Origin of the sequence: Mycobacterium sp. AT1 (genome assembly GCF_002043095.1) — a bacterium.
In the GTDB taxonomy this organism is placed as follows: Bacteria; Actinomycetota; Actinomycetes; order Mycobacteriales; family Mycobacteriaceae; genus Mycobacterium.
The window spans coordinates 132,053-152,662 of record NZ_MVOC01000009.1; the positions used below are offsets into that span (position 1 = coordinate 132,053).

General features: G+C 68.2%; 18 protein-coding genes. 5 read left to right on the forward strand and 13 right to left on the reverse strand.

Annotated elements, in window-relative coordinates:
• Window positions 1-64 precede the first annotated feature (64 nt).
• Together B1790_RS05090 and B1790_RS05095 are read left to right on the forward strand one after the other, a co-directional pair.
• A complete protein-coding gene (locus tag B1790_RS05090) occupies window positions 65-985 on the forward strand; it encodes a sugar-binding transcriptional regulator (protein WP_079922119.1) in 921 nt (306 codons plus the stop codon).
• A gap of 34 nt (window positions 986-1,019) precedes the next feature.
• Window positions 1,020-1,754 (forward strand): GolD/DthD family dehydrogenase, encoded by a 735-nt coding sequence (locus B1790_RS05095; RefSeq protein ID WP_079922120.1) that lies wholly within the window; start codon window positions 1,020-1,022, stop codon window positions 1,752-1,754.
• A gap of 3 nt (window positions 1,755-1,757) precedes the next feature.
• Here the strand turns inward: B1790_RS05095 and B1790_RS05100 are convergent, their stop codons facing one another.
• The 9 genes from B1790_RS05100 to B1790_RS05140 form a co-directional block, all read right to left on the reverse strand.
• The gene (locus B1790_RS05100; protein WP_142271037.1) at window positions 1,758-2,756 is read right to left on the reverse strand and encodes a LacI family DNA-binding transcriptional regulator; all 999 of its coding nucleotides are present in this window, start codon (window positions 2,754-2,756) and stop codon (window positions 1,758-1,760) included.
• A gap of 5 nt (window positions 2,757-2,761) precedes the next feature.
• Window positions 2,762-4,030 carry an alpha-hydroxy acid oxidase gene (locus B1790_RS05105; RefSeq protein ID WP_198951912.1) on the reverse strand — a complete coding sequence of 423 codons (1,269 nt, stop codon included), beginning with the start codon at window positions 4,028-4,030 and terminating at the stop codon, window positions 2,762-2,764.
• Window positions 4,031-4,032: 2 nt separating this feature from the next.
• Window positions 4,033-5,481 carry a rhamnulokinase family protein gene (locus B1790_RS05110; RefSeq protein ID WP_079922177.1) on the reverse strand — a complete coding sequence of 483 codons (1,449 nt, stop codon included), beginning with the start codon at window positions 5,479-5,481 and terminating at the stop codon, window positions 4,033-4,035.
• Between the two features lie 7 nt (window positions 5,482-5,488).
• Window positions 5,489-7,525: a bifunctional rhamnulose-1-phosphate aldolase/short-chain dehydrogenase gene (locus B1790_RS05115; RefSeq protein WP_079922178.1), complete on the reverse strand. Its 2,037-nt coding sequence runs from the start codon at window positions 7,523-7,525 to the stop codon at window positions 5,489-5,491.
• Between the two features lie 5 nt (window positions 7,526-7,530).
• Window positions 7,531-8,676, reverse strand: a complete 1,146-nt coding sequence (gene rhaI / locus B1790_RS05120) for an L-rhamnose isomerase (protein ID WP_079922121.1) — start codon at window positions 8,674-8,676, stop codon at window positions 7,531-7,533.
• Window positions 8,673-10,016, reverse strand: a complete 1,344-nt coding sequence (locus B1790_RS05125; protein WP_079922122.1) for an MFS transporter — start codon at window positions 10,014-10,016, stop codon at window positions 8,673-8,675. Before B1790_RS05125 ends, rhaI begins: the two co-directional genes overlap by 4 nt.
• An 8-nt stretch (window positions 10,017-10,024) precedes the next feature.
• Window positions 10,025-10,363, reverse strand: a complete 339-nt coding sequence (locus tag B1790_RS05130; protein ID WP_079922179.1) for an L-rhamnose mutarotase — start codon at window positions 10,361-10,363, stop codon at window positions 10,025-10,027.
• A gap of 136 nt (window positions 10,364-10,499) precedes the next feature.
• On the reverse strand, window positions 10,500-11,972 hold the full coding sequence (locus tag B1790_RS05135; RefSeq protein ID WP_079922123.1) for an acetyl-CoA acetyltransferase: 1,473 nt from the start codon (window positions 11,970-11,972) through the stop codon (window positions 10,500-10,502).
• A 16-nt stretch (window positions 11,973-11,988) separates the two neighbouring features.
• A complete protein-coding gene (locus B1790_RS05140; RefSeq protein ID WP_198951913.1) occupies window positions 11,989-14,346 on the reverse strand; it encodes a CoA transferase in 2,358 nt (785 codons plus the stop codon).
• 121 nt (window positions 14,347-14,467) lie between these two features.
• Between B1790_RS05140 and B1790_RS05145 the strand changes: the two genes are divergently transcribed.
• On the forward strand, window positions 14,468-15,232 hold the full coding sequence (locus tag B1790_RS05145) for a CPBP family intramembrane glutamic endopeptidase (protein WP_079922124.1): 765 nt from the start codon (window positions 14,468-14,470) through the stop codon (window positions 15,230-15,232).
• Between the two features lie 33 nt (window positions 15,233-15,265).
• Here B1790_RS05145 and B1790_RS05150 read toward each other — a convergent pair whose 3' ends face one another.
• From B1790_RS05150 to B1790_RS05165, 4 genes are all read right to left on the reverse strand, one after another.
• Entirely contained in the window at window positions 15,266-15,568 is a 303-nt protein-coding gene (locus tag B1790_RS05150; RefSeq protein WP_079922125.1) for a GlsB/YeaQ/YmgE family stress response membrane protein, read from the reverse strand.
• Window positions 15,569-15,688: 120 nt separating this feature from the next.
• The gene (locus B1790_RS05155; RefSeq protein ID WP_079922126.1) at window positions 15,689-16,636 is read right to left on the reverse strand and encodes an APA family fibronectin-binding glycoprotein; all 948 of its coding nucleotides are present in this window, start codon (window positions 16,634-16,636) and stop codon (window positions 15,689-15,691) included.
• A 197-nt stretch (window positions 16,637-16,833) separates the two neighbouring features.
• Window positions 16,834-17,913 carry a sulfate/molybdate ABC transporter ATP-binding protein gene (locus B1790_RS05160; protein WP_079922127.1) on the reverse strand — a complete coding sequence of 360 codons (1,080 nt, stop codon included), beginning with the start codon at window positions 17,911-17,913 and terminating at the stop codon, window positions 16,834-16,836.
• Window positions 17,914-17,916: 3 nt separating this feature from the next.
• On the reverse strand, window positions 17,917-18,720 hold the full coding sequence (locus B1790_RS05165) for an ABC transporter permease (RefSeq protein WP_079922128.1): 804 nt from the start codon (window positions 18,718-18,720) through the stop codon (window positions 17,917-17,919).
• Window positions 18,721-18,908: 188 nt separating this feature from the next.
• On the opposite strand from B1790_RS05165, the gene B1790_RS05170 reads away from it, so the two are divergent.
• Both B1790_RS05170 and B1790_RS05175 read left to right on the forward strand, forming a co-directional pair.
• Window positions 18,909-19,580 carry an SDR family oxidoreductase gene (locus B1790_RS05170; protein ID WP_079922180.1) on the forward strand — a complete coding sequence of 224 codons (672 nt, stop codon included), beginning with the start codon at window positions 18,909-18,911 and terminating at the stop codon, window positions 19,578-19,580.
• A 75-nt stretch (window positions 19,581-19,655) separates the two neighbouring features.
• Window positions 19,656-20,585: an LLM class F420-dependent oxidoreductase gene (locus B1790_RS05175; protein WP_079922129.1), complete on the forward strand. Its 930-nt coding sequence runs from the start codon at window positions 19,656-19,658 to the stop codon at window positions 20,583-20,585.
• Window positions 20,586-20,610: the final 25 nt, after the last annotated feature.

Here is a 20,610-nt window from a genome sequence, read left to right on the forward strand (position 1 = left end):
TGTCTCTGCACATATGTGCAAGACGGGGTGAGCCTAGCGGCTCAGGAGTCACGGGAGGCGACCCATGGGGCCAGACGAGCTGTTCCAGCGCGCGGTCATCGCCCGGCGCTATTACCTCGAGGGCCGCACGCGAATTCAGATCGCCGAGGAGTTCGGGCTGTCCCGCTTCAAGGTGGCCAGAATGCTCGACGAGGCGCTCGAATCCGGCATGGTGGAGATCAAGATTCACAATCCCGGAGCCGTCGACGTCGAACTGTCGACGGCCCTGCAACGCCAGTACGGGCTCGAGCACGCCTACGCCGTGTCTGCGGACTCGACCAACGCCGCCGATCACGTCGACGCCGTCGCGAAGGCGATGGCCGAACTGCTGCAGTCGATCCTCCGCGACGGTGACGTCGTCGGCGTCGACTGTGGCCGCACCCTGACCCACATCGCGCCATACCTCACGTCGTTACCCCGGTGCGACGTCGTACAACTCACGGGCATGGCCGGCCCCATCACCTCCAACGGAACCGACCTCGTCCGGCGCGTCAGTGAAGTCAGCGGTGGCGACTCCTGGCCGCTGTACGCCCCGCTGGTGGTCACCGACGCCCGCACCGCGCGGAGCCTCGGCGACACTCCACAGATTCGCGAGACGACCGCCCGCCACGCGTCGGTCAGCTGCGCCATCGTCTCGGTCGGCGCGTGGACCGAGGGCGCCTCCCAGGTATACGACTCGTTGACCGCCGACGAGACCGCCGCCCTCGAGGCGGCAGGCGTGTGCGCCGAGACCTGCGCTCTGCTCTTGGACGCCGATGGCCAGCGCATCCCAGGACTCGACGAACGCCGGATGGGCATCGAAGAAGCGGTGTTGCGCGCGATCCCCACCAGAATCGCCATCGCGGCCGGCAAGGAAAAGGCCGCCGCCACCCAAGCCGTCCTCAACTCTGGCCTGGTGTCCTCGCTGGTCACCGACATCGACATCGCCACAGCAGTTCTCAATTGATCATGCCCACCACCGACGAGGAGAGATGAGAGACATGCCCGAAGCAACCGAACCTACCGTGGACTTCGACTTCCGGCTGACCGATCGGGTCGCCCTGGTGACCGGCGGCGCATCCGGAATTGGGGCAGCCATCGCGGCGGCCTTCGTGACCAAGGGGGCCACGGTCGCCGTCGCGGATCTCGCCACCGACGGCGGGTACACCTGTGACGTCTCCGATCCCGAATCGGTCGAGAGCACCGTGGCTGCCGTCATCGCCGACCACGGCAAGATCGACATCCTGGTCAACAGCGCCGGCATCGCCAGACTCGCACCCGCGGAGGAGATTTCGCTCGCGGATTGGGATTCGACGATGGCCGTCAACCTCAAGGGCACCTTCCTGATGTGTCAGGTCGTCGGACGGCACATGCTTGCCGCAGGCCGTGGTGCGATCGTCAACATGGCGTCCCAAGCCGCCAGCGTGGCCATCGAGGAACACGTCGCCTACTGCGCGTCGAAGTTCGGCGTCCTCGGCGTCACCAAGGTGCTCGCCACCGAATGGGCGGGCCGCGGCGTGCGGGTCAACAGCATCTCCCCGACCGTGGTTCTCACCGATCTCGGAATCAAGGCGTGGGACAATCCGAAGGGTGACGCGCTCAAGAAGCTGATCCCCACCGGCCGATTCGCCTACCCCAACGAGATCGCTGCTGCGGCAATCTATCTGGCCTCCGATGCCGCGGCCATGGTCAACGGGGCCGACCTCGTCGTCGATGGCGGTTACACCATCAAGTAGTCATCAGGTAGTCGACGCGCGGGCCACCAGTTCCGGACGGAAAATCACGTGGTTGGGCTCGGCCTTCGGCGACTCCGCCGAGGCGATCAGAAGGTCGAGCGCCGTGGCCCCGATGTCCGCGCTCGGCTGGCGGATCGACGACAATGGCACCGCCGCCGAGCGGGCGAAGTCGATGTCGTCGTAGCCGATCAGCGCGACGTCGCCGGGGACGCTCACTCCGTCGCTGGCCAACGCCTGCAACATCCCGATCGCCAACAGGTCGTTGGCGCAGAAGACCGCATCGGGTCGCTGCTCGGCCGGGCGGGCGCACAACTGCTCCCCCGCGGCGCGACCCGCCAGCACACTGGGTTCGTCGGTAGGCACCACTTCCAATGTCGCGCCGGGAAATTCGTCGACTGCCGCTCGAGCGCCCGCCAGCCGGTCCGCGACCTGCCGCAAGCCGAGGGGTCCACCGACGTAGGCGATGCGACGGCGTCCACGCTCGCACAGATGGTGCGCCGCGAGCCGGCCACCGGCCACGTCGTCGACCGCCACCGAGGCGAACGGCGTCCCCGTGCCGTCACGGTCCACCAGCACGACGGGCACACCACGGCGGTGCAGTGCGAGCAGGCGGTCGAGGTCTTCGCCCACCGGCGAAATCAGCAGGCCGAAGACGCGTTGCTCCTCGAACGTGTCCAGATAGGTCCGTTCGCGTCGAGGGTCGTCGTCCGAGGTTCCCAGCAGGACGACCAGATTGTGTTGTGCCGCCTGAAGTTCCGCGGATCGCGCCACGTCGGTGAAGAACGGGTTTCCGACGTCGAGGACCAACAGCCCCACACAACGGGACTGGCCCGCCCGTAGCTGCCGCGCGGCGTCGTTGCGGACGAAGCCCAACGTCTCGATCGCGGCCTGCACCCGCGCGACAGTGGCGGGAGCAACCCGTTCCGGGGCGTTGAGCACGTTGGACACCGTGCCGACGGAGACCGAGGCCGCCGCGGCGACGTCACGAATCCCGGCGGCCACCGCAGTTAGCCCCTCGTCGTCGGTTGCCGGGGGGCAAGCCGCTCCAGCTGCGTGACGTGGGCGGGGGTGAGCTCCTCCAATGAGTTCACGCCCAGCAGGCGCATGGTCCGCTCGACCTGACCGGAGAGAATCTCGATGGCACGGTTGACCCCGGCCTCCCCGCCTGCCATCAGCCCGTAGAGGTACGCCCTCCCGATCAAGGTGAAGCGGGCCCCCATCGCGATCGCGGCCACCACGTCGGCGCCCGACATGATGCCGGTGTCCAGGTGCACCTCGACATCCTTGCCGACCTCGCGGACCACCTCGGGTAGCAGATGGAACGGGATGGGCGCCCGGTCGAGTTGGCGCCCACCGTGATTGGACAGCAGCACCGCGTCGACGCCCAGGTCGGCGACGGCCCGTGCGTCGGCGACCGTCTGCACGCCCTTGACCACGAACTTGCCCGGCCACTGCGACTTGATCCAGGCGAGGTCCTCGAATGTCACCGTCGGATCGAACATGGTGTCCAGCAACTCCGCGACGGTGCCCGACCACCGGTCCAGGGAGGCGAACGCCAGCGGCTCGGTGGTCAGGAAGTCGATCCACCACTGCGGGCGCGGCAGCGCGTTGGCGACGGTCCGCAGGGTCAGCGCCGGCGGGATGGACATGCCGTTGCGCTTGTCGCGCAAGCGGGCACCCGCGACGGGCACGTCGACGGTGACCAGCAGCGTGTCGTAGCCCGCGGCCACCGCACGCTCGACCAATGCCATCGACTTGTCGCGGTCCTTCCACATGTACAGCTGAAACCAGTTGCGCCCCAGCGGGTTCGCGGCCTTGACGTCCTCGATGGCGGTGGTGCCCATCGTCGACAGCGAGAACGGGATGCCCGCGCGCGCGGCGGCGTGTGCCCCGGCGATCTCGCCCTCGGTGTGCATCATCCTGGTGAACCCCGTGGGCGCGATCCCGAACGGCAGCGCCACCGGCGCGCCGAGGACGTCCCAACCGGTGCTCACCTTCGACACGTCCCGAAGGATGGCCGGGTGAAACTCGACGTCGGAGAAAGCCTGTCGGGCCCGCGCAATGGACAGCTCTGCCTCTGCCGAGCCGTCGGTGTAGTCGAACGCCGCCCGCGGCGTGCGGCGCTTCGCGATGCGGCGCAGGTCTTCGATGGTCAACGCCTTGTCGAGCCGACGCTTGGTCGCGTTGAACTCCGGCTTCTTGAACTGCATCAGCGGCGCCAAGTCGTGCCTGCTCGGCAGGCGTCGCCTCGTCAAGTGGTTCGTCGAGTCGTTCATCGTCATACCCTTCCTGCCGGAGCCCGTCGAGGCTCGAAGCGTTCCGTGGGCAACGTGGTGGCCATCGTCGCACGTAGGTCGTCGAGGTCGCCACGCAGCAGGCCGTTGGCACGCGCCTGCAGCAGAACGTTGCCGATCGCGGTGGCCTCCACCGGGCCGGCGACCACCGGCTTCTCTACCCGGTTGGCGACCAATTGACACAGCAGCCGGTTCCTCGCCCCGCCGCCGACCAGATGGACGGTCTCGACGGGCACACCGGTCAGGGCGGCCGACTGCTCGACGCCCCTGGCGAACCCGGCAGCGAGACTCTCGACGATGGCGCGGGCCATCTCGGGGCGACTCGTCGGCGCGGGCAGACCGCGTTCGTCGTACCACGCCGTGATCCGGCCGGGGATGTCGCCGGGTTCGACGAACCGCGGGTCGTCTCCGTCGAACACGTCGGCGGGCGGCGGGCAGGCCGCGGCCTGCTCGAGCAGCGCTGGAAGGTCGACGCGGGAGCCGTCGCGCTCCCAGTGGCGCACGGATTCGCTGAGCAGCCAGAGTCCCATGACGTTGCGCAGGAAACGAATTCGGCCGTCGGCACCCACTTCGTTGGTGAAGTTGGCCATGCGGGCGTCGGCACTCATCACCGGCGCGCCCAACTCCACCCCGACCAGCGCCCAGGTGCCGCAGGAGACGTAGGCCGCCGAGGCCGCGTCCATCGGAATGGCGACGATGGCCGATGCCGTGTCGTGCGACGCCACGGTGGCCACCCGCAGACCCGTGCCGAACCCCACCCGGTCGGCCAGGTCGGGCAGCACGGCGCCAAGCTCGGCGCCGGGCTCGGCCAGCTCGGGGAACAGGCCTGCCGGCAGGCCGAGCATCGACTCCAGCTCGGTGTCCCACGTGCCGTCGACGCCGAGCAGGCCGGTGGTCGAGGCGTTGGTCCGTTCCGTCGCAGTGCGCCCGGTCAGCCAGTAGCCGATCAGGTCGGGCACCAGAAGTGCGGTGTCGGCCAGGTCGAGCAGACCCTCGAGCTTGTCGGCGGCCAGCTGAAACATCGTGTTGAACGCCAAGAACTGCAGCCCGTTGCGCGCGTGGATGCGCTCCTGCGGCAGCGTCTCGTGCACGGCATCGGCGCCGAGGGCGCACCGGGCGTCTCGGTAGTTGTACGGCAGCCCAAGCAGTTTGCCGTCGCGCAGCAGGCCGTAGTCGACGGCCCACGAGTCCACCCCGACGCTGGCCACGTCGGGCGCGACGCGACTCGCCTCGGCAAGACCCGTGCAGATGTTGCCGAACAAGCCGGGCAGGTCCCAGTGCATCGCCGTGCGCCGACCGTTCCAGAGGTACACCGGATCGTTGGCGAACCGGTTCATCTGGCGCATCTCCAGGGTGCCGGGCCCGACGTCGGCCAGCATGACCCGGCCGCTGGTGGCACCTAGGTCGACTGCGACGAACCGGCCGGTGCTCATCGTGCGCTCATCGGAGGAAAGCCGCCGCCACGCCAGCATCCACCGGCACGTGCAACCCGGTCGTGTGCGAGAAGTCCGAGGTGCACAGCGCGAACGCCGCGTTCGCGATGTTCTCAGGCAGTACTTCACGTTTCAGCAGGGTGCGCTGTGCGTAGTAGGCGCCCAGCTCCTCCTCCGGCACGCCGTAGACCGCAGCCCGCTTGGCGCCCCAGCCACCCGCGAAGATGCCGGACCCGCGGACGACGCCGTCGGGGTTGATGCCGTTGACCTTGATGCCGTGCTCGCCCAGTTCGGCGGCCAGCAACCGCACCTGGTGCGCCTGGTCGGCCTTGGTCGCCGAGTAGGCAATGTTGTTGGGACCGGCGAACACCGAGTTCTTCGACGAGATGTAGATGATGTCTCCGCCCAGCTTCTGGTCGATCAGCGCGCGGGCCGCGGCCTTCGAGACCAGGAACGAGCCGCGGGCCATCACGTTGTGCTGCAGGTCCCAGTCGGCCGCCGTGGTTTCCAGCAGCGACTTCGACAGCGAAAGGCCGGCGTTGTTGACCACGATGTCGATCCCGCCGAACGCCAGCACGGTCGCGTCGACCGCGGCCTGCACGGCCGCCTCGTCGGTGACGTCGGCGGCGATCCCGATCGCCACGTCGGTGCTGCCGATCTGCTCGGCTGCGGCACCGGCCTTCTCGGCGTCCAAGTCGGCGATGACGACGCACGCGCCCTCGGCGGCCAGACGTTCCGCAATGGCCTTGCCGATGCCCGAGGCGGCGCCGGTGACCAATGCGATGCGGGTGGCTAGTGGCTTCGGCTTGGGCATCCGCGCAAGCTTGGCCTCCTCAAGCGCCCAGTACTCGATGCGGAACTTCTCCGCTTCGTCGATGGGGGCGTAGGTCGAGATGGCCTCGGCACCGCGCATCACGTTGATCGCGTTGAGGTAGAACTCCCCCGCGACGCGCGCGGTCTGCTTGTCCTTGCCGTAGCTGAACATTCCGACGCCCGGAATCAGCACGATCGCCGGGTCGGCACCGCGCATCGCGGGCGACTCGGGCGAGGCGTGCCGCTCGTAGTAGCCGGCGTAGTCCGCGCGGTACTGCTCGTGCAGTTCGGTCAACCTCGCCTTGGCGTCGTCGACCGACGCGTCCGCGGGCAGGTCGAGGACCATCGGCTTGACCTTGGTGCGCAGGAAGTGGTCCGGGCAACTGGTGCCCAGCGCGGCCAACCTGGGATGCTCACTGCTGGAGAGGAATTCGAGCACCCGGGGGTCGTCGGTGAAATGACCCACCTGCGGTTTGTCGGCCGAGGCGAGACCCCGGATGAACGGTGCCAGCTCGGCGGCCTTGGCACGGCGGGTGTCGTCGGGCAGCGCGCCGTAGCCGTCCAACGGCGTACCGAAGGGCTGGGGTCGACCGTTGGCGTCCAGGTAGCGCTGCACCGTGTCGATGATCTCCAGGGAACGTGCCTCGGCCTCTGCCGACGTGTCGCCCCACGCGGTGATGCCGTGGCCACCGAGGATGGTGCCGATCGCCTGCGGGTTGTGTTCCTTGATCTCGGCAATGTCGAGGCCCAGCTGGAATCCTGGCCTGCGCCAAGGGATCCACACCACGCGGTCGCCGAAGATCTGCTTGGTCAGCGCCTCGCCGTCGGCGGCGGTGGCCAACGCGATGCCCGAGTCGGGGTGCAGGTGGTCGACGTGAGCCGCGTCGACTAGACCGTGCATCGCGGTGTCGATCGACGGGGCCGCGCCACCCCGCCCGTGCAGGCAGTAGTCGAAGGCCGCGACCATCTCGTCCTCACGCTCGACGCCGGGGTAGACGTCGACCAGCGCGCGCATGCGGTCCAGCCGCAGCACGGCCAGCCCGTTCTCGGTCAGGGTGCCCAGGTCACCACCGGAACCCTTGACCCACAACAGGTCTACGGGTGCCCCGGTCACCGGGTCCACCTCGGAGCCCTTGGCCGAGGTGTTGCCACCGGCGTAGTTGGTGTTCTTCGGGTCGGAGCCCAGTCGGTTGGATCGGGCGATCAGCTCGGCGACGGTTGGATTCGTCATGGTGGTCATGCTCCCCACGAAGATTGGGTGCCGCCGACGCGTTCGGCGTCGACGGTGTCCTGGTAGCCCGATTCGGCGAAGGCGCGCATCGGATGTTCGGGAAGGCCGCGGTCGGCGCGCCACTGAGCCATCGCCGGCCGGACGTCGGTGTAGAACGCGTCCATGAAGATCTCGTTGGCGCCAAGCACGTCACCGGATTCCTGCGCGACGGCCAGCGCATCCGCGTCGACGAGCTGTGCCCGCGCGGTCATCTCGGCCACGTTGAGCACCGAGCGGATCTGGCCGGGGATCTTCGCCTCGACGTTGTGGCACTGGTCCAGCATCAGCGAGAGGTCGCTGCCGGCGTCCAGACCACCACCGCGGATCACCTCGAACATGATGCGGAACAGCTGGAACGGATCGGCCGCCCCGACGATCAGGTCGTCGTCGGCGTAGAACCGGGAGTTGAAGTCGAAGGACCCCAGCTTCCCCAGCCGCAGCAACTGAGCGACGATGAACTCGATGTTGGTGCCGGGTGCGTGGTGTCCGGTGTCGAGGCACACCTTCGCGCGCTCGCCGAGCGCCGAGACCTGTACGTAGGAGGTGCCCCAGTCCGGCACGTCGGTCATGTACATCGCGGGCTCGAAGAACTTGTACTCCAACACCATTCGCTGGCCTTCGGAGATGTGCTGGTAGATGGCGGCCAGCGACTCGGCCAGCCGGTCCTGACGCCCGCGGATGTCACCCTGGCCGGGGTAGTTGGTGCCGTCCGCCAGCCAGATCTTCAGATCCTGCGAACCGGTCTGGTTCATGATCTCGATGCAGGCCAGGTGGTGGTCGATCGCCTTCTGCCGGACCATCTCGTCGACGTGGGTGAGGCTGCCGAACTTGTAGTCGTCGTCCTGGAAGGTGTTGGAGTTGACGGTCCCCAGCGCCACGCCGTGCTCGGCGGCGTGCGCGGCGAGGGCGGCGTAGTCGTCGACCCGGTCCCACGGGATGTGCAGGGCGACCGTGGGCGCCATCCCGGTGAAGCGGTGCACCGTCGCGGCGTCGGCGATCTTCTCTTCGATCGTGCGCGGGGTGCCGGGCGTGCCGAACACCTTGAATCGAGTGCCGGAGTTTCCGAACGCCCACGAGGGCAGTTCGATGGCCACGTTGTCGAGCAGATTCATTGGACTGCCACCTCCGTCGCGGTCGAACTCTGCACACCATCATTGTCCGTCGCTGCGCTCGCCCGTGGGCCGTACCGCTCAAGTTCGATCTGCCGCAATGACTTTCCCCTCGTTTCCGGAGCCCAGACGGCGCCGATCACCAGCGCCACCGTCAGCAGGCCGATGAGCAGAAGTCCGACACCCGTGAGCCCGGTGACCGCCAGCAACGTCGGGAAGAAGTAGCTCAGCAGCCCGGTGAAGCTGCGCACGACGCAGAACATCACGCCCTGGGCACTGGCTCGGTACGGGGTGGCGAACAGCTCGCTCGCCCAGAGGCTGTAGAACGCCTGCGCGCCGATGCCTGCCGAGACACCCCACAGGACGGCGAAGGCCAGCATCGTCGGCACGCCACCATCGGTGAACGCCACCAGCACGATCCAACCGGCGATGCCGAGCGCGGCGCCGATGACGTAGAGCAGCCGCTGCGACATCCGGTCGGCGTACCGCATGAAGCCGAAGTAGGTCGCGGCCACGGTGCAGCCCCACACCAGAACCTGCAGCATGTTCTGCGCGACGGCACTGTGCAGTCCGGCGGCGTCGTAGACGCGGGGCATGAAGATGCCCGCCTGACCGGCGACGGTGTTCCAGAACAGGTAGATGCCGCCGAGGAACAGCAGCGCGGCGATGTTGACCTTGCGGGAGAACAGACCGCGCAGCCCGCGCAGACCAACCGCGTTCGCGACTGGAACTGATTCCTTCTGACCTTCCTCACTCCAGATCGTCGACTCCGCGAGCCCCTGGCGCACCCACCAGACGACGGCGGCGACGACGAAGAGGTGCAGGAAGATCAGGCGGGACCCGAGGAGGCCCATGGGCGCCAGAGCGGCGGCCAGCCCGAAGCCGATCAATGGGCCGACCGACCAGGCCAACTGGGCGGTGCCGACATGCTTGGCCCGACCGTCGGTCGGCGCCTGCTCGGCGATGTAGGTCCACGACGCGGGGACGCCTGCGCCGACGGCGAGGCCGGTGATCACGAAGGCGGCCAACAGCATTGCGTAGTTGACGGCGAACGCGGCCAGCAGCACACCGGCCATGTAGACCAGCAGGTCGTAGGTGTAGATCGCCTTGCGGCCGTACCGGTCACACAGCGGACCGCCGAGGATCGCGCCGATGGCCGCGCCGAAGGCGTTGGCGCTCAACGCCGCCAGGAGCCCGACCGCGAAGTTGCCAATGTTGAACTCCGACTGCCAGAAGGCCAGGCTGGTGGCGATCGCGATGATCGACCCGGCTTCGATGTAGTTGGACATGGCGACCGCGATGGTCGCCCGCCAACCCGTCGTCGTGCGTGCTCCGATTTTCATGGGTTCCTTCAGTCGAGGTGGAAGTACTCGGTGAGCGGCGTCATCGCCTGGTCGGGTTGGACCCCGGCAGGGTTATCGAAGAAGTCGGACATGCCGGCCTGCCAGCGCGCGTTGACTTCGGTGGCGGCCATGCGCGACTGCGCTACCGCGAAGTCGTCGGTCTCGAGATAGCCGACGACGAGCCCGTCGTCGGGTCGGACGAACAGCGAATAGTTGTGCCAGCCGGCCTCGCTCAGCGCCTCGAGCATCTCCGGCCAGACGTGTTCGTGCGCGGCGACGTACTCGTCGACGCGTTCGGGTTTGAGGTGCAGGACGAAGCACACCCGGGTGACCGCGGCTTGATCCACCACTCGCCTCCAGCTGGATTGAAACGTTTCAATACGTGATGGCGATCACTGTAGGGAATGTTCGTGATCGCGTCAACCTCGCAATTTCGGCGTGATTACCAGCGGTGACCGCCGGTAATCACGCCGAAATCCCTCGTCACAGAAGCGTGGCGGTCCCGTCGGCGTTGACCCGGACCTTGACGCCCGCGATGTCTTCGCGAACGCTCGCCTCCGCCTCCGACGCGTCGGTGACGACGGCGAGGGCACGCGTGTCGTCGGGAGTGCGCACCGCGAGAAAGACCTTCTCGGCCGCGCCTTCACGAGTGACCGGCGTCGTCCACGACTCGACGGTCCCGGTGCCTTCCCAATGATCCTCGGCAACCACGGTCGGCTCGGCGTCGACCGCGGATTGCACGTCCTCCCAACGGAACTCATCCGTCGGCGGCTCGGTGCCGTAGACACCGAAGCTGTGCTTGGTCAGGTAGCCACCGTTGGCCGTCACCAGGCCGAGGGTGCCGGGCGAGGCCGCCAGACGCTCGGCCATGGTGGCGATGGAATGGGTGACGTAGTTGTTCCACGGTCCACCCGCGAACGTCAGGCCGCCGGTGACGGTCAGTGCGCGGTCGCCGTCGAGCGGGATTCCGAGTTCGCGCGCCGCCACCTGCACGGCCGACGGGAAGCACGAGTACAGGTCGACGAAGTCCATGTCCTCGACGCCCTTGCCCGCCAATTCGAGTGCCCGGCCGCCTGCGATGCGAATGGCCGGTGACCGGTCGAAGGCGGCCCGCTCGGCGATCAAATAGGTGTCGTGCGCGTCGGTTCCGGCGTGCGGGAACACCCAACCGTCCGTGGGGATCTGGAGCTGCTGCGCCTTCTCCACCGACGTCAGGATCAGCACGGCGCCCTGGTCGACCATGTTGTTGGAGTTCATCAGCTTGGTGTACGGCCAGCTGATCATCCGGTTGCTCTCACTCGGCTCCGAGATCTCCTCGGCAGTCACGGGATTGCGGTTCCAGGCGTGCGGATTGCCCTGGGCGACGGCGCTGAATCCCGCCCAGAGTTCACCGATCCGGCGGCGGTGTTCGTCTGGCGTCTCCCCCGCCGAGATCCGCAACGCCTGTTCGAACATCGGATAGACGTACGACGGCCGGTCCAGCTGAATGCGGAGCTCGACCGGTCCCGCCAGGACGAACTCGTCGTCGGCGCCGTGCGGTACCGGCACCGAGTCGTCCTGCTGTGTGTAGTGAAGCTTGCCGCCCGTCGCCCTGACCTTCGTCCGGGTGCGCCACGTCTCGGCACCCGCGATCAGCACGGTGTCCACGCTGCCCGCCTGAATGTCCAGGCACGCCTGGTTGACCAGGGACTGCGGCACGTTGCCGCCGATGCTGGTGTAGCGCCCCTCGGCTCCGGTCGCCCCGATCCGTTCGGCAAGCAGCACACCGGGATTGCGGTACCGCCACGACAGCAGGTTGACGATGCGCACCGAATCGACGGCTTCGAGGACACGGGGGTCGACGGCGGCCCGCGCCGCCCGTTCCATCAGGTCGACGGGCTCCACCGTCGGGTCGCTGTCGTGCTGGCTGACCTGTCCGTAGCCAACGAGCACTGGTGTTCTGGGATCAAGGGGCACGATGGCCTTTCTTCCGTTACGCGAGCGGGGGGTTTGGGGTCCACGTGAAGAGCACGCCGTCGGCGATCAGGCGGTCGGTTTCGGTCGCGTCGAGGTCGAGGACCCCCGCGACGACCTGTCGAGTGTGTTCGCCCGGCATCGGGGCGGGCCGCATTGGCGCATCGGGGATCCGCCGGAACGGCGCCGGGTGGGTCTCACTCGACATGGGTGCCGCGAACAGCGGATGCACCATGTCGGCGAAGAGCCCGCGAAAGACGAGTTGCGGATCGGCGAGGACGTCCACCGCGCGGTTCATCGGTCCGGCAGGAACACCTGCCGCCTGCACCGACTCGACGACGTCAGCCTTGTCTCTGGCGACCGTCCACTGCCCAACCAGGTCGACGAATTCGACTGCTGCAGAAGGTAGCTCGGTGACACCGAGGATCTCTGCAAGCGCCACCCGGTCGGCGTCCGACCGCACCGAGATCACGCACCACTCGTCGTCCCCGGCACACGGGTAGACGGCGTGCAGCGCGTCGTCGTCGACGACGGCGAGCCCCGCGGCCCTGGCGGTGTCGGTGACGTAGGACGTGGCGAGCTGGTTGACGGCGGCTTCGGCCTGCGAGATGTGCACGTGCGCGCCGGAATCGCCCTGGCCGATCAGCGCGGCAAGGGTGGCGATCGCCGTGATCCGTGCGACGACGTGGTCGGGAAAGATGGTCGTCGAGTCGTAGAACCCGGTGTCCTCGGGGTCACCCGAGGTCCACAGCCGGCTGACTCCGGTCGTGGCCCGCACCAGCGGGCCGTAACCCATGCGATCGCTCCACGGCCCGCTCGAGCCGAACGCACTGCTCTCGGCCAACACGATGCCGGGGTTTACCTTCGCCAGCTCGTCATGGGAGAAACCAAGGGCCGCAAGCGTTCCCGGCTTGAAGTTGGCGAACACCGCGTCGGATGCCGACACCAGGCGCCGAAAGAGCGCGGCACCCTCCGGCGACCGCAGATCCAGGCCAAGGCTGGATTCGTTGCGATGGGTCAGTGCCCACGACCTGCTCATCGGTTGCCCGGGCGGGGTCTGGCGCAGACCGTCGGGATAGGCCGCGCTCTCCACCTTGATCACCTCGGCGCCGTGGTCGGCGAACAGGCGACCGAGTTCACCGCCCGCAACGATGACGCCGAGGTCGAGCACGCGCAGCCCCTCGAACGGCCGTCGGCCCGGCTCGACGGTCGGCGCGCCCGCCGCGCGCGCAGCGCCCAGCCAGCCACCATCGCCGTCTCCCGGCTGCGGGCTTGGTCGGGCGATTCCGGCCCGCCGACCGTCGACCACGAACGCACCGGCAGGCACCGACAGCGCCGTGTCAGGGCCGATCTCGACGTCGGTCAGCGCGCCGACGGAATGAAAGTGCTCCGAGGCCAATGCTTTCGCTGGGGTGAACACGGCGGCGATGGGCACCCCTCGACGCTGCCCCTCGGTGACGAGGGCGTCCATCGTTTGAGAGGCGAACAGCTCCCCGATCGCGGCGTTCAGTTCGGCCGACGCCAAGAAGCGAGCGATGATCGTCTCGAACTTCGGATCGGCGAACTGCTCGGGTTCGCCGAGCCAGGCGCGCATGCCGTGCCACTGTCGCGGCGACAGCAGACAGATCCTGACGAACCCGTCGCGACACGGGAACGTCGGATAGATCTGTTGGTTGCGCGGGCGTCCTCGCCACAACTCGCCGGACTTCTTCTGCCCGACGGCCGCCTGCCCCTCCGACCCGAACGGTGGATCGAGGCACTGGACGACGGCTTCGTAGCGCGAGAAGTCGACGTAGTCGCCTCTGCCGGAACGCAATCGGTGGTAGTACGCGACGAGGGCCACCCAGGCCGCCTGAACTGCGGCCGTCGACGTGGCCAGCCCGGAGGGCGGCAACACGGGACGGCCCACCGTCGGACCGGACCGCGACAACGCCGTCGACATTGCATAGAACACGGAGTCGGTGCCCAGCCAGCCCGCGCGCGGACCCGTCGTCCCGAAGTCGGTGATCTCGAGCGCCACCAGGTGCGCGTACCGCTCCGCCAGGTCCGAGACCGACGGCCCGTAGGCCGACGCGCCTGCCACTCCTCCGCCGTCGACCAGGATGTCGGCGTCTGCGACCAAGTCGGCGAAGCGCTGGCGGTCGCCCGCGACGGCGGGGTCGAGCACGATGCTGCGCTTGTTCGCGTTGTTCAAGGTGAAGGCGACCGACGCCCCCGCTACGGTCGGCCGGGCCACCCGATGTGGCGATCCACCCGGCGTCTCGACCATTAGCACGTCGGCCCCGAGGTCGGCGAAGATCCTTCCGACACCGTCCGAATTCGGACCGCCGACGTCCAGCACCCTCGTCGACGACAAAAGCTGACACGTGTCAAGCATGCGGATCAGTATCGTTCAGCAGCCGGTGGCCGCTTGGGCCGGGTTGGCATCCAGGGGACGCAGTTGCGTGAAAATGGCATTGACCTGCAAACATGGACCTCTCACGTATGCTCAGCGGGTTATGTCCGACGTCGCAACGGCCGAAGCGCCGCCCCATCCGCTGATAGGTCAGCTGGCGGCATTGCATCACTTCCGGCTGTACGTCGACGTCGGCGTCGTGGTGGTCGTGTTGATCATGACCAACCTCCTCGCACACTTCACCACCCCTCTCGCCAACGTCGTCGTGGTTCCGGCAGCGGCGATCGGCCTGGTGCTCCTGGTGCGCTCGAGGGGGTTGGGCTGGACCGAGCTGGGACTCGGTCGGGACCATTGGCGCTCCGGCGCCTGGTACGCCGTCGGCGCCGTCGCCCTGGTCGGGACGGTCATCGGCATAGGAGCGCTGCTGCCGTGGACCCGTCCGATGTTCATGAACGACCACTACGCCACCATGTCCGGGGCGCTGCTCGCGTCGATGATCATCATTCCGCTGCAAACGGTGATCCCCGAGGAGCTCGCGTTCCGCGGGGTGCTGCACGGCGCACTCGACCGGGCGTGGGGTTTCCGCGGAGTCGCCGCTGCGGGTTCGGTTCTCTTCGGCATGTGGCACATCGCCACGTCGTTCGGCTTGACCAGTAGCAACGTCGGCTTCACCGATCTGTTCGGCTCTGGCGTCCTCGGCATGGTTGCGGGCATCGTGATGGCCGTGATCGCCACGGGCGCGGCCGGATTCGTCTTCACGTGGCTGCGCAGGCGCAGCGGCAGCCTGATCGCGCCGATCGCGTTGCACTGGTCGCTCAACGGCCTTGGCGCACTCGCCGCGGCCGCGGTGTGGCACCTCTCCACCTAGGCCCCTCTGCTCGCGGGCGCAACCAGACCGCGGCTACCTCTTGCGGACCGCCCCCACGATGGCCAGCAGGATCACCGAGCCTAGGACGGCGGTGAAGAGTGTGAACCACCATCCGCCCGCAGCGGTGTCGACGAAGAAGCTCAAGAGGAACCCGCCGATCAGCGCCCCGATGATGCCGATGACGATGTTGAGCAGAATGCCCGAGCCGCCGCCCTTGACGATCTTGCCGGCGATCCAGCCCGCGAGGGCGCCAATGATGATGTATCCGATCCATCCCACGCTGGTGAGCGTGCTGGATCGTTCGGCCAGAAATGCCGTTGCCGCGACCACGTCCATGACGAACTCCTGCCAGTAGCCAAACTGGCCCGGCGACGTCGCCGGGCCAGCTACCGGTCTACCCGCCGATGGTAACGATTAGACGCACGAAAGGTGCACGGTCGTCCGTCGATCGTCGGGTCAGCCTGCCGGCATCATTCCGGGAGGCGCGTCCGTCACGGGGACCGGGACGCCGACGCCGGGACGGGCCGGCGGCGCGTTGGGATCAGGCGCGGGCGCGTTGGGATCCGGCGCAGGCGGCGGCGGAGGTGGCGGCGGCGTGAACGAACGGATCGACTGCGCAAGCGTCGCCGCGGCGCCCTTGTCCACCGGGTGGTTCGCCGAACCGAGCCACACGACGAACCAACGCTCGGGAGTCCGCTGACCGCGGGGCGCTCCCGGAGGTGGGACGTCACCGACGACGCCCGCCCAGATCTGACCGTTCGGCTTGGCCGGATCGGTGAACTTGACCTCGTACGAGGAGAACGCGCCAGGCAGCCCGGCGGCGTCGAGCGGGCCAGCTTCCTGGCCCTGACGGGTGCCTGCGAACGGCATGAAGAACTCGCCCATGTCGGACGCCAACCGGGTGGCGGCCTTCGCGTTGTCAGTCTCGGCGCCGGCGAAGAGCTTCAGGTCGAGACGACCGAGCAGCACGCTGGTGTCCGACGGTGCCTCAGCGCCCGCCTCGGGAACCTTGGTGAGCAAGGCCTGTCCGTACGACAGCTGCGTGTTGTCCGAGACCTTCCAGCCCGCGGGGACGACGTAGCTGAAGCCGCCGGCGGCATTGTCGACGCGGCCCGGCTCTGGTGGCGGAGCGGGCGGCACATTGGGATCCACCGGTGGCGCGGCGTTGGGGTCGGCGGGCGGCGGTGGCGGTGCGTTCGGATCCACCGGGGCTGGCGCAGGAGCGGGGGCCGGCAGGGGCGCCGGCTCGGGGGCGGGCGCCGGGGCCGGAACCGGCTCGGGGGCCGGAACGGGATCGGCGTGAGCGACGGAACCGGGAAGTGCGACTGTCGCGGCAGTGAGGCCAGCAAGGGCGGCCGTGGCCAGTGCCTTGCGGAAGCGCCTGCGTCGAGGAGGGTGCAGCATGAGGAAGAAACTACCGTGTTACGGCCGTGACGCAAGTGTGAGTTGCGAATGAAGTGCCAAACTTGGAGATTGCTGTGCCACGAAATCGCATGGCGAGGGCCCATACTGGAGATTGCTGAGCGCGTACGGGCACGGCGCAGCGCCCGCGCGGTGCGCGGGTGTCTGCTCTGAGTTGATCGTGATCGCGGCGGCCGCCGTTACCGGGCGGGATGAATCGACACTTCCTGGGACTTGACGGCGAAGAAGACCCGCTGCCCCGGCCCCAACCGCAGATCGGTCGCCGACTCCGCGGTGATGTCGGCCGCCAACCCGGGTGAGCCGTCTGGCTGGCGCTCGGCCCTGACCCTGATCGCCGGACCGCGGCCGTCGAGCTCGGCGATCACCACCTCGACGGTGTTGCGTGGGCTGCCGTGCGGCTCGTCGCGGTAGACGGCCACCGCAGAGGGGTGGAAGGTGGCGACGACTCCCCCGCCGTGCAGGCCGCCGTCGACGGTGCCGTGCCACACCTGCTGCCACTCGGTCACCAACGTGGAATTCTCGCCCAGTCGACCGTTCACCAGGTTGATGCCGGCGAACTGCGCGCCGAAGCTGCTGCGCGGCGCGGTCAGCACCGTGGCCGTCGGCCCGGATTCAGCCACGCGGCCCGCTTCCAGGACGACCACGCGGTCGGCGAGCGTCACCACGTCGAGAAGGTCGTGGGTGACGAGTACCGACGAACGTCCGTCTCGGACCAGCACCCGGCGCAACACGGCACGCACCGCCGCAGCCACCCCCACGTCGAGGCCGGTCAGCGGTTCGTCGAGAAGCAGGACCTCCGGGTCGGCGGCCAGTGCGCGGGCCAGCGCGACGCGTTGGGCCTGCCCGCCGGACAGCCGGCGCGGCTTGCGGTCCGCGAGGTCCGCCGCGTCCACCTCGGCGAGCCAGTGCGCGGCCACCTCTCGGGACACCTTGCGGCTCAACCGTTTTCCGCTGCGGGCCCCGAAGGCGACGTTGGCAGCCACCGAGAGGTGCGGAAACAGCAGCGGGTCTTGCATCAACAATCCGACACGACGGTCGAACGTCCCGACGTGAAGACCGGCCGAGGAATCGGTCAGGATTCGATCGCCGACGCGGACCGACCCCACGTCCGGTCGAACCAAGCCCGCGATCACGTGCAGCGCGGTGGACTTTCCCGCCCCGTTGGGTCCGAGGACCGCCAGCACCTCGCCCGGCGCCACCGTGAAGTCGACGTCAAGGTCCCGGCTCTCGACGCGGGCCCGTAGTTCGACCCCGCTCATCGGCTACTGCCAGCCACTGGCCCCACCCACCTTGATCCTGCGACTGCCGAGGCCGATCACCACGACGGCGGCGACCGCGACCAGTAGGACCGACAACGCCACGGCGGCGTCGGCGTCCACCTCCCGCTGAAGGTAGATCTCCAGCGGGAGGGTGCGGGTCACGCCCTCCCGCGACCCCGCGAACGTCAGCGTCGCGCCGAACTCGCCGAGCGCACGGGCGAACGCCAGGACCGCACCCGAGGCCAGTCCGGGCGCCAGCAGCGGCAGAGTCACCCGCAACCACACCGCGGTCGGCCTGGCCCCCAGCGTCGCGGCGACGACTTCGAAGTCCGACCCTGCCGTCCGCGCGGCACCCTCGAGCGCGATGACGAGGAACGGCAGCGAGACGAAGGTCTGGGCTAGCACGACCGCGGTGGTGGTGAACGCGATCCGGATGTCTGCCGCGTCGAGGTATTGACCGAGCAGGCCGAGACGCCCGAAGGCGTATAGCAGCGCAATGCCACCCACCACCGGCGGCAGCACCAGCGGCAGCAGGATCAGCGGCCTGGCCCACCGAATGACCCGAGACTGACTGCGGGCCAACACCATTGCCATCGGCACGCCGAACAGGATGCAGAGCGTGGTGCTGGCGGCGGCGGTCTTGACGCTGAGCTCGAGCGCGCTCAGAGACGAGCTGCTGGTGATCAGCGACCAGAACCGCGACCAGTCGACCCTCGCGGCCATCGCGACCAACGGAAGGACGACGAACGCCGCGCCGAGGACGGCGGGCACGTAGATCCATCGCGGCAGACCGCCCGAGCTGGTCAAGGTGCGGCGAGGAGCAGCACCGAAGGGACGGATAGCCCACGCCGGATTCCTGTCACGCTAGAACCCTAGGGGACCCGAATGTCGCAGTCAGCGGCTCCCCGCGCGCCGCGTTTCGTCCAGTAGCTACTGTCCAGTAACATCGTTGGCGACTCGCTGGGTTCAGCGTCGAACACGAGGAGGTCGGGATGATGGACGTGCTGCTTACCGGTGGTGACACCGAACTGGGGCGCATCATCGCCGCGGGATTCCGCGACGCGGGACACCAGGTCGTCATTGCGGGCTCCCGGCGCCACGAGCTCGAGGTGGCCGCCAAGGAGCTCGACGTCGACTCGATCGTCTTCGACAACACCGACCCGGCCAGCCTCGAAGAGGCCCGCAGCCAGTTCCCCCATCACCTGGACACGATCGTCAACGTGCCCGCGCACCGCTGGGATGGCGGCGACCCACGCACCTACTCGCTGACCGAGCGCGCCGCGGCCTGGCGGACGGCGCTGGACACCACGGTCTTGTCGGCCGTGTTGACCGTTCAGATCCTCGGTGACCATCTGCGCTCCGGTGGCTCGATCGTCAACGTCGTCGGCGACAACGCCACCGAGGGTAGCCCCGAAGCCGCCATCAAGGCCGCGTTGTCGAATTGGACTGCGGGACAAGCAACCCACTTCGGGATCCGGGGCATCACGCTCAACGCGATCGCGTCGGGACGGGGCGCCGAACCCGGGTACGACGGCATCGCAGGCGCCTCCCCCTCGGTCGCCGCGGAGATCACCCGGTTGGCGTTGTTCCTGACCACGCCGGCGGCACGACACATCACCGGGCAGACGTTGCACGTTAGCCACGGGGCGCTCGCCAGCTTCGCCTGACCTCGGCGTTATTCCGGCGTCAGCCCACAGCGAAACGGGGTTCCCGTTCCGGTTGGCGTGGTTAGGGTCACACAGGTGACCATTCGACTCGGACTTCAGATCCCCAACTTTTCCTACGGCACCGGTATCGAGCAGCTCTTTCCCACGGTGATCGCCCAGGCGCAGGAAGCCGAAGCCGTCGGCTTCGACTCCGTCTTCGTGATGGACCACTTCTATCAACTGCCTGGACTTGGCACTCCCGACCAGCCGATGCTCGAGGCCTACACCGCCCTCGGCGCCCTCGCGGCGGCCACCGAGAGCGTGCAGCTCGGCACCCTCGTCACGGGCAACACCTACCGCAACCCGACGCTGCTCGCGAAGGCGATCACCACGCTCGACGTAATCAGCCAGGGCCGGGCGATCCTCGGCATCGGCACCGGCTGGTTCGAGCTGGAGCACGACTCGCTGGGCTACGACTTCGGCACCTTCACCGACCGGTTCAACCGCCTCGGCGAGGCGCTGCAGATCATCCTGCCCATGCTCGAGGGCGAGCGGCCGACGTTCTCCGGCAAGTACTACAAGACCCAGGAGGCGATGGCCGAGCCACGCTTCCGCGACCACATTCCGCTGATGATCGGCGGCAGCGGCGAGAAGAAGACGATTCCGTTGGCAGCCAAGCACTTCGACCACCTCAACATCATCGCCGGCTTCGACGAGCTCGCCCGCAAGATTCGGGTGGTCAAGGAGAACTGCGAGAAGATCGACCGGGATCCGGCGACGCTCGAGACCAGCATGCTCGTCGTCGCGATCATCGGCGAGGGCGTCACCGCCGAGTTCATCCCGGAGGACTTCCGGCAGCAGGCGGTCTTCGGCAGCCCCGAGCAGGTCGCCGAACAGGTGAAGGAGAAGGTGCTCGACGCCGGCGTTGACGGTGTCATCCTCAGCCCCGTCACCAGCATCGACGGGTACCACCCCGGCCAGGTGACCGCGGTTGGCGAGCTGCTCAAGCCCCTGCTGAACGGGTAGCCGGCAGGGGTACGGAGCGAAGACC